We start from the raw sequence: 9,609 nt of genomic DNA on the forward strand, positions 1-9,609 counted from the left end.
CCCAAACACATGCTCCTCCACTCTCCGCGTGATTTGGGTCGCATAATCCGGGAGCGGCGCATCGACCGGGAGGTTCCCTCCCGGCTGCGAGCCGCTAGCGGCACGTCTCGCTTCGCTTGCCTACAGCGTGCGTTTTAGTCAGCGGCTCGCTCCGGTCGGGTGCCCCGACCATGGAAGCGAGACACGACAGCGACGCATCGACCTGGAGGAAGCCTCCAGGTCGATGCGTCAAGACAAGACAGCGGGGATCTAGATCCGCGAATCAACTCAAATAGACTTGTGTATAAACGGCACCCATCCTCACACACAGCAACGTCCGATCCTATCCCCGCTGCACTGGTTCGGCAGTCTTGCCATTAGTTGTCGTCACCAGCTCATGCTTTGGTACGAACCGCTTCGCCCCAGCCGCCGCAAGCGTCTTGACGAGGATATAGAGAATCGGCACCAAGAATAAACTCAAAAACGTTGCTAATAACAACCCGCCAAATAATGCCGTGCCTAACGACCAACGGCTGCTGGCTCCCGCACCTTCAGAAAGTACCAGCGGCAAAAAGCCCAACAAGGCGGCAAATGAAGTCATCAAAATCGGTCGCAATCGCTCTTCTCCGGCTTTAACAGCCGCGCGGGTGTAGCTCATCCCCTGCTCGGTGAGTTGGTTGGCAAATTCCACCACCAAGATGGCATTCTTGGCAGCCAATCCGATCAGGGTAACTAAGCCGACTTGGCAGTAGATATCGTCCACCACCTTCGGGAACAGGCTATCTGCCATAAAGATATTCGATCGAATCCAGATCGCTGTCATTGCGCCCAAGATCGCTAGCGGTACCGTCAGCAAGATAATCAGCGGATCGGTATAGCTTTCATACTGCGCGGCGAGGACGAGGAAGACAATGACGATCGCCAGTGCGAAAATCAAGCCAGTCGCGCCCCCCGAAGATTTTTCCTGCAGGTATGTCCCCGTCCATTCGTAGCCAAATCCCTGGGGTAAAGTCGCTTTGGCGACTGCCTCCATCGCTTGGATCGCCTGACCCGAACTCGCGCCAGGAGCCGGAGTTCCTTGAACCTTAATCGCCCGATATAAGTTGTAATGCGAAATGGTTTTCGGCCCCACAAACGGCGTAATCGTCACCAGACTGCTCAAGGGAATCATCGCCCTGGTAGTAGTCGTCGTGCCCCCGGCTGCGGTACCACTCGATCGCACATATAGCTTGCCGATATCGTCGGGATTGGCGCGAAATTGACCGTCAGCTTGGATGTAGACGCGGTACTGGCGTTGTCCCTGGACGAAGTTATTGATATATTGCGAACCCAAATAAGTCTGTAAGGTTGTAAAAATATCATTGACATTGACATTCAGTGCCTTAGCTTGGTTGCGATTGACTTGGATGTCAAATTGGGGCGTATTGGCAGTGAACTGGGTGAATACCCGTTGGAGTTCGGGGCGTTTATTGGCGGCGGCGATGAATTTCTGGGTATTTTCGACCAAAGTTTCGATCGGTGCCGAACCCGTCCGATCTTGAATCAGAAACTCAAACCCACCCGTCGCACTCAAACCCCTGACTGGCGGCGCATTGACCGCCAGCACCCGCGCCTCGGTGATGCCAGCCAGCTTCCGATTCAAATTCCGCAACAATCCGTATACAGACTGAGTTTCTAGCGTCCGCTCCTTCCACGATTTGAGACTGACAAACCCCAGCCCCACATTAGAAGCTCCCCCATCAAACCCAAAGCCTGCAATCAAAAACGTCGCTCGGACTTCCGGAATTACCGCCACTTCTTTGGCAACTCGATCGAGCACTGCCGAAGTATATTGCAAAGACACCCCATCGGGAGCTTGAGCGATGACGAAAAAGTAGCCCTGATCTTCCTCTGGGATAAACCCCGTCGGTACCGCCTTGTACATGAAACCCGTGGCAATCAAGCCGGCGATAAATACCCCTACCACCAGCAATTTTGCCCCCGTCAGGTAGCTCACAAAGCCGACATACCGCCGCGTAGACCAACTAAAGCCTTGATTGAACTTCCCAAAAAACCAGCCCACCGGCCCTCTAGCCGGACGCGCCGGACGCATGATTAGGGCGGCGATACTCGGCGAGAAAGTCAGCGCATTAAAAGCCGAAATCGCGATCGAGCACGCCACCGTTAGAGCAAATTGCCTGTAGACGATCCCACTCGTTCCGGGAATAAATGCCACCGGAATAAACACCGCCATTAGTACCAATGACGTCGCGACAATCGCCCCCGTCAGCTCGTGCATCGCCTCCATCGCCGCCGCCAACGGTGGGATGCCCTGCTCTAGCTTCACCGCCACTGCCTCCACCACAATAATTGCATCATCGACCACAATCCCGATCGCCAACACGAAGCCAAACAGCGTCAGCGTATTGATCTGAAAGCCCAATACCAACAGAGCCGCACACGTCCCAATCAACGACACTGGAATTGCGATCGTCGGAATAATGGTAGTGCGCCAATCTTGCAGAAATACAAAGATGACCAAGACTACTAACACGATCGCCTCTACCAAGGTATGTAGCACCTCTTCGAGCGAAATCTCCACAAATGGAGTCGTGTCAAAGGCTACCTGCGCCTTCAACCCTGGCGGAAAACTCTTCGCCAACGTCTCGATCTGCGCTTCAACCGCCTTCGCCACCTGCAATGCGTTACTTCCCGGCAATTGATATACCCCCAGTCCTACCGCCGCCTTGGGCTGATTTCCAGGCAAGGTAAATTTAGCATTAGAAGCATAGTTTTCTGCGCCTAGCTCCACTCTCCCCACATCCGAGAGCTTAATGAGCGTGCCGCCAGTACTCACCTTTAGTACTACATTCTCAAATTCCGAGACATCCTTAAGCCGACTCGTCGCCCGCAGCGAAAACTCATAACCTTGGTCTTTTGGTGCGGGATCTTTGCCGATGGCTCCAGCACCCACCTGAACATTTTGCTCTTGCAACGCCGTCGTAATATCCTGCGGCGTCAGTTGGTTCTGCGCCAATTTATTCGGATCGAGCCACAACCGCATCGCATATTTACGCTCCCCAAAAATCCGCACGCTCCCCACACCAGGTACCCGTTTAATTAAATCGAGCGCATATAGATCGACATAATTACTGATGAAAATATTGTCATATTCACCATTGTCCGCATAAAAACCATATACCAATAGCAAACTCGTCGAAGCCGTCTCGACAGTTACCCCCGTCCGCTGGACGGTATCTGGTAACTGCGGCGATGCTAAAGCTTGCTTATTTTGAACGTTAACTTGAGCGATATCGGGATTGACCCCAGTCGGAAAAGACACCGAAATATTACTCAACCCATCATTGCCCGTATTCGATGAGATATACGAGACATCCTTGACCCCATTGATCTGCCGCTCGATAATATTCGTGACGGTATTTTCGGTCGTCTGGGCGTCCGCACCGATATTAGTTGAAACCACATTAATCTGCACCGGAGCCAAATCCGGCAACTGCGAAATCGGCAAAATCGGAATCGCAATACTCCCCAACAACAGAATGATAAATGTACAAACTGTCGTCAAAACTGGGCGTTTGATAAAGGTATTTACAAACATCTGTTAGGGAATAGGGAATAGGGAATAGGGGATAGTGGATAGTGGATAGGGAATAGGGTTCTAGTACTGTACGGGTCTGTAGGGGCGGGTTTATGCCATAAATGTCACTTCTAACAAGTAATCTAAAATCAAACCCGCCCTCCCCAGCTAGGGTGTATAAATTATCGATTTGGCAAGAGCCAAGACAAGCAAGATGTTATTGATAGGTGAGGGCGGGTTTGATTTATATCTTGTGGTTGTCGATCGAAATTAATGGCATAAATCCGCCCCTACAAATGGTGTAATTATTTTTGATGTCGATCGCATATATCAAACCGCCCTTACTGGAATTGTTAATATTGCCGAATCGATCGAATGCCAACAGTTATTTGTGGGGGAGGGCGGGTTTGATTTGGAAATCTTGGGTGTTAACCAAAGGTTATGGCATAAACCCGCCCCTACAGATGGTGTGATTTAGAAGCAATATTTGTTCTGAAAATTGTGCAAATCAAGGAGTTTTTTGAGCGTTATTATTATCGTTAGGTGCCACCACAATCGGCGCACCATTAGTCAGATTCAATAACCCCGTCGTCACGATCTTCTCCCCAGGTTCCAACCCCTTAATTACCTGATAATTACCCCCCTCGATCGCGCCCAAATCCACCGGCTGTTGCCTAGCGACCAAACTAGACTTCCCATCTGGCGACTGCTTACCCGCATCCGCCACAAACACAAACGTCTTCCCACCCAACCGCGTTATCGCCGTCACCGGAATCAAAATCCCCGGACGTTTGTCCCAGACTACTCTGGCTTGTACCGACTGCCGATTGACCAACCGGCGGCTGGAATTGGGAAAATTAGCCTTAGCTAAAATCGTCTGCGAATCTGCCGTCGCATTCGGCGCGATAAAACCGATCTTACCCGTCTCAATTGGCTTCCCAGCGGCATCTAGCAGCTCCACGGCAGTACCAGCTTGTAACTGCTTGGCGCGATCCAAGGGAATCGACAAATTCAGGTCGAAGGAGTCGTTTTTGGTCAGAGTTGTTAGCGCATCGCCCTTGGCAGCATAATCCCCTACCTTAAACGGGATATCGCCAACTGTGCTGGTAAAAGGTGCTAAGACTTTGGCGTATTTAAGTTGCACTTGCGCCGATCGAACTTGCGCGGCAGCCTGAGCGACTTGCGCCCGCGCTTGGGCGATCTCCTGCGGACGCGAGCCATTGAGCTGTTGCTGGAGATTCTGTTGCTGTTGGTTGACCGTTGCCGAGAAGGAATTAATATCCGCCGTCCGCGTTTGGCGGAGTTGGTCTAATTTCCGCTGTGCGACTACCAGCGCGGCGGCAGCATTACCCTGCTCGTTGACATAACCAGCGTATGCATCTTGGGACACCGCGCCTTGTTTGACTAATCGAGCATAGCGATTGGCGCGGGATGCCGCCAGAGTCAGTGACGATTGGGCGGAGACGATTTGGGCTTCGGCTTGAGCGATCGATTCTAGTTCCGATCCAGATTGGGCGTCCCTGAGTTTGGCTTGAGCCTGTGCTAATGTTGCTCTAGCTTGGCCGACTTGTTCGGGGCGCGTTCCGGCATTTAAGAGAGCGAGATTGGCCTGAGCTTGTTGCAGTGCCGCTTGCCGTTGTTGGAGCAAAGCTTGAGCGTCATCGCTTTGCAAGGCGATTATCGGCTGTCCTTGCTTGACGCGATCGCCTTCTTTCACCAAATCTGGCTAATGCGCCCTTCTACCTGGGTCTTAATTGTCACAAAGCGTGGCGATTCCAAGGTACCAACAAAAACCGTACTATCCTGGACGGTTTTGCTAGCTACCGTCGCTAGTTTAACGGGTACTGCTGGCGGTTGACCGGCTACCGCCCCTGGCGCACCTGCGGGGGCATTAGTCGCCCGACTGGCTTGCAACCACCGCCAACCCAAACCTAATCCACCCAGCAACAATACCACTCCCAAGATCCACGGCCAGCGGCGGCGTCTGCGAGATCGGGATGGCGGCGGTACTACTAATGCCGCATCGGTGAGCTGCTGCGGACGATCGCGCTCTAGATCGATCGCGGGTAACTTCGAGACAGCAGGATCGGCATGCTTGAGGAATTTAGAATGAAACATCTTCAATTCTTAAATATACAACCGAGATTGACGTTATCGATAAATTACTTAGCACACTTAGTTATCGATCGAGCGTGGATGTCGATCGCCCCTATCCAAGCTAGATTCGATCGCTAAACCGCTCTAGCTGACTACAAATAGCTCTCCAAGTATGATTCATTAAAGTGTGCGAGAAATTTAAATCTTTAGCCTCTGCCATTGGGTAGAGATTCCAATTAGCCTCGGTCATTAGACCCAAAAAGTGGTACCGAGATCTCGATTCTGATGATAACCAAATCGTCCGAGAAAAAACTGTCTTCTCGATCGCTTATATCTATCTCATATCACTCTAAAGAACGATCCAAAACAGATGGATCTGCCGACTTCACTGACAGCTAGGTTTCCCCAATCCCCAATCCTGTTTTGTCTCGATTCGCTTCTTGACCCAAAGCCATGGGTCACCTCCGCGTGATTTGGGTCGCTGTCTTGTCGCACACAAACGGGAGGGAACCTCCCGTTCGATGCGCCGCTGCTTGGTGCGCTAAACCTGGAGGAAACCTCCGTGACGAGCGCATCCGCAAACCGTCGGGAAACAGAGGCGTGCGCGAATCGCTGTCTTGTCGCAGTTGTATGGGCGGGAAACCCGCCTATACTGCGCCGCTGACTGAAAGCCATGAGTCGGAAACCTCCGCGCGTAGGGCTTTGCCCCGCCGAAGGCGATCGATCCGCAAAATCCAAAATCCAACTAACCCACGATCTACCATTCGGTAGAAGGGATTCCTCGCTGATGCTGCCATGCTAAAGAAGCAGAATTGAAAGTTAAAAAATAAATATTTATGGCAGATTTACACGACATTGTTGAAGGCATTCAAGACGCTCTAGGAAACTTGACTCCCACCCCAGTCGTTCTCCAAGAAGAATCGACAGCCCACGACTTGAAAAAGCGGCTCGAATGGGGCGAACCAGCCCTATCCATTATTGATATTCGCGAACATGAAGCCTTCAACCAAGGCCGCATTACCGGCGCAGTCTCGATGCCGATGGATCGGTTAGACGAACTCAAGTCTACACTCCAACCCAAACACGATATTTATATCTACGGCGACACAGACGCGCAAGCACATCAAGCGGCGCAGATGTTCAGAGCTGCTGGCTTTGAGGCCGTAACGCACATTATGGGCGGTCTGGATGCTTGGCACGAGATCGGCGGCCCCACTGAAGGCATTGAAGAAGATGCCGCCCCACCAAAAGCGAATGCTTACAACATCGTATCGCGGCTCAAAACCGAACACGACGTTCAAGAAACTGGCAAACATCAACACGCTAACTAGGACTGAGGGACTAGGGGACTAGGGGACTGGGAGACGAGGAGACTGGGGGACGCTTGCGTCCAAACTCTTTATTCACTATCCACTATCCCCGCTCCCCGCTCCCCGCTCCTCATCCAGCAACGCATAAATTGAATGATAGTTAACCTTACAGATAACGGCTGGGAGATAATATACCATCGCGCTCATGCCCTATTAGCCGCACAAATTGCTGGGTATTGGTGCAAGTCGGATCTGAGTGCGTATTCGATCGATACGATCGCCGCAATCTGCCATCATGACGACCTCGAACGCGAATGGCAAGGCGGCCATCTTACCAAAGCTGGTGCCCCACTCGACTTTACCTTGGGCGAAGATCTCTCGATCCCGGCTCTCTACCAGCACATCGAGGATGCTCGCTATCGCGGGCGGTGGGTGGCTCTCTTGGTTTCCATGCACATGAGCTTTTTGAGCGAGGGCAAGCGCGGCGAAATACCCGAACTCGACGAGTTTCTCGATCGACAAATCGAGCTACAGACGTCTTTGCGCAAGAGCTTGAAGGTAAAAAAAACCGACGCCCAAAAAGCCTATGCAATGATGCAGTGTTGCGATCGATTGTCGTTGATTTTGTGTCAGCAGCAGATTCCCGAGGGCGAGCGGTGGCTAGAAATAGCAGTGGGGCCAACTGGCGAGCGACACGATATTATCCAACGCGGCGATCATAAGTTGACAGTCAAACCGTGGCCGTTTGAAGATAAAGAGTTTACCGTTCGCGTCGATGCTTGTTATCCCACGCAGATGAAATTCGAGAGCGATCGCGAGTTAGTAGAGACACTAAAACAAGCACCAATTAAATCGATTGAGTGGCATTTTGCCGCCTAAAGATCGGCAAGTAACTAAGACGAGTAACACTAATGAATAATACATCTTTTGACAATTTTTTCCGCGATAGCAATGGCGAAATCGTTATCGCTCAACCACCGAACATCCCGATCCTGGTTTGGTTTGCCGCCAGTTTGCTGCAGTTATTATACAAAACTGGTCAGATTAATCTGGGACTAGATATCTTGGCGACTGGCTCGCTCTTGGTGTGGGCGATATTAGAGTTATTTCAAGGTGTCAACTATTTTCGGAGAAGTTTGGGTGCGATCGTCTTAGTGTGGATATTGGTCTCGAAAATTCAGCAGTTCAGTGGTAATAGTTTAGCTAGTTGATAGTTACAGTACTTTTCAGGAGAGCTACAGAACCCCGATTTCTTGAAGAAATCGGGGTTCTAAATTCATAATAATGGTTTAGGTTTAGGCGATCGATTATCGATCGTCAAAATCGCGGTCGCCACTGGAGTGTAAGGATTTCAGCTTCATCAAGGTACATCCAGTCGAGCCAGATCGCCGCCATACGATCTGGCTCGACTCTGTTGTAACTCTTAACACAAAACCACTGCCGCACCAGTCCAGACTTGGTAAAATGCACGAATAGCAGTATCCAGATGTCTGAGCGATCGGCAAGACTCGATCGCGATCGACTTTAGTTATAAAACAAATTATTATGGTAACTTCCGTTTCAAAACCATCATCATTTGATGAAATCAGACCAGGTGTCAAACGCCCTGCCAAAGAAACTCTCCTCACGCCTCGGTTCTACACCACCGACTTTGAAGAGATGGCGAAAATGGATCTCTCCGTCAATGAAGATGAGTTATCGGCGATTATCGAAGAATTTCGGGTCGATTATAACCGCACCCACTTCGTCCGCGATGAAAGATTCGATCGCTCTTGGGACGATCTCCCAGCCGAAACCCGTCAGATCTTTATTGAGTTTCTCGAAAGCTCCTGTACTTCAGAATTTTCTGGGTTTCTACTCTACAAAGAACTCAGTCGGAAGCTCAAGGATAAAAATCCCCTCCTCGCCGAAGGCTTCAACCTCCTGTCGCGGGATGAAGCCCGTCATGCTGGCTTTCTCAATAAAGCCATGGCTGACTTTGGACTCTCGCTCGATTTGGGCTTTTTGACTCAAAATCACAAATACACCTTCTTCAAACCCAAATTTATCTTCTACTCGGTATACCTATCGGAGAAGATCGGTTACTGGCGGTACATCAAAATTTTCCGTCACTTAGAAGCAAATCCCGAACATCGGATCTATCCGATCTTCCATTTCTTCGATAATTGGTGCCAAGACGAGAATCGTCATGGTGACTTCTTCGACGCGCTGATGCGATCGCAACCCCAACTCCTGAATGATTTCAGAGCAAAACTCTGGTGTCGGTTCTTCCTCTTGGCTGTATTTGCCACCATGTATCTGCGCGACAGAGAGAGCAAATTCTACGGAATCTTAGGGATGAACAGCCGCGATTTCGATATCGACGTCATCACAGAAACCAATAAAACTGCGGGACGTATCTTCCCTGTGATTTTGGATGTAGATCATGCCAAGTTCTTCCCAATTTTAGACGAGTGTGCCGCAAGCTATCTAAAATTAGTAGCCTCAGCACAATCTACCACGCCAAAATGGTTGACAAAGATTCAAAATCTACCAACGATCGCATCGATGGGTATTAAGTTACTCCGTTTATATCTGATTAAACCGATCGACATGACCAAGCAAGCAGGCGTCGTCCGCTAGGATTTTTAGTTAGATTAAACCTGC

At 50.5% G+C, this 9,609-nt stretch carries 7 protein-coding genes; 4 read left to right on the forward strand and 3 right to left on the reverse strand.

Features of this window, described 5'->3' with window-relative positions; translation table 11 throughout:
* Positions 1-322: 322 nt before the first annotated feature.
* The 3 genes from RMO84_RS10190 to RMO84_RS10200 all read right to left on the reverse strand — a co-directional run bounded on the left by RMO84_RS10190 (position 323) and on the right by RMO84_RS10200 (position 5,674).
* Positions 323-3,577: an efflux RND transporter permease subunit gene (locus RMO84_RS10190; RefSeq protein ID WP_310488353.1), complete on the reverse strand. Its 3,255-nt coding sequence runs from the start codon at positions 3,575-3,577 to the stop codon at positions 323-325.
* Positions 3,578-4,064: 487 nt separating this feature from the next.
* On the reverse strand, positions 4,065-5,273 hold the full coding sequence (locus RMO84_RS10195; RefSeq protein WP_310488354.1) for an efflux RND transporter periplasmic adaptor subunit: 1,209 nt from the start codon (positions 5,271-5,273) through the stop codon (positions 4,065-4,067).
* Positions 5,270-5,674 carry a hypothetical protein gene (locus RMO84_RS10200; RefSeq protein ID WP_310488355.1) on the reverse strand — a complete coding sequence of 135 codons (405 nt, stop codon included), beginning with the start codon at positions 5,672-5,674 and terminating at the stop codon, positions 5,270-5,272. The genes RMO84_RS10195 and RMO84_RS10200 overlap by 4 nt, the downstream gene beginning before the upstream one ends.
* 815 nt (positions 5,675-6,489) lie before the next feature.
* Here RMO84_RS10200 and RMO84_RS10205 point away from each other — a divergent pair.
* From RMO84_RS10205 to acsF, 4 genes are all read left to right on the forward strand, one after another.
* A complete protein-coding gene (locus RMO84_RS10205; RefSeq protein ID WP_310488356.1) occupies positions 6,490-6,984 on the forward strand; it encodes a rhodanese-like domain-containing protein in 495 nt (164 codons plus the stop codon).
* A 132-nt stretch (positions 6,985-7,116) separates the two neighbouring features.
* Positions 7,117-7,842 (forward strand): DUF3891 family protein, encoded by a 726-nt coding sequence (locus tag RMO84_RS10210; protein ID WP_310488357.1) that lies wholly within the window; start codon positions 7,117-7,119, stop codon positions 7,840-7,842.
* Positions 7,843-7,874: 32 nt separating this feature from the next.
* Entirely contained in the window at positions 7,875-8,174 is a 300-nt protein-coding gene (locus RMO84_RS10215; RefSeq protein WP_310488358.1) for a hypothetical protein, read from the forward strand.
* Positions 8,175-8,508: 334 nt separating this feature from the next.
* A complete protein-coding gene (gene acsF / locus RMO84_RS10220) occupies positions 8,509-9,585 on the forward strand; it encodes a magnesium-protoporphyrin IX monomethyl ester (oxidative) cyclase (protein WP_310488359.1) in 1,077 nt (358 codons plus the stop codon).
* Positions 9,586-9,609: the final 24 nt, after the last annotated feature.

It is taken from the genome of Chamaesiphon sp. VAR_69_metabat_338 (assembly GCF_031423935.1).
In the GTDB taxonomy this organism is placed as follows: Bacteria; Cyanobacteriota; Cyanobacteriia; order Cyanobacteriales; family Chamaesiphonaceae; genus Chamaesiphon.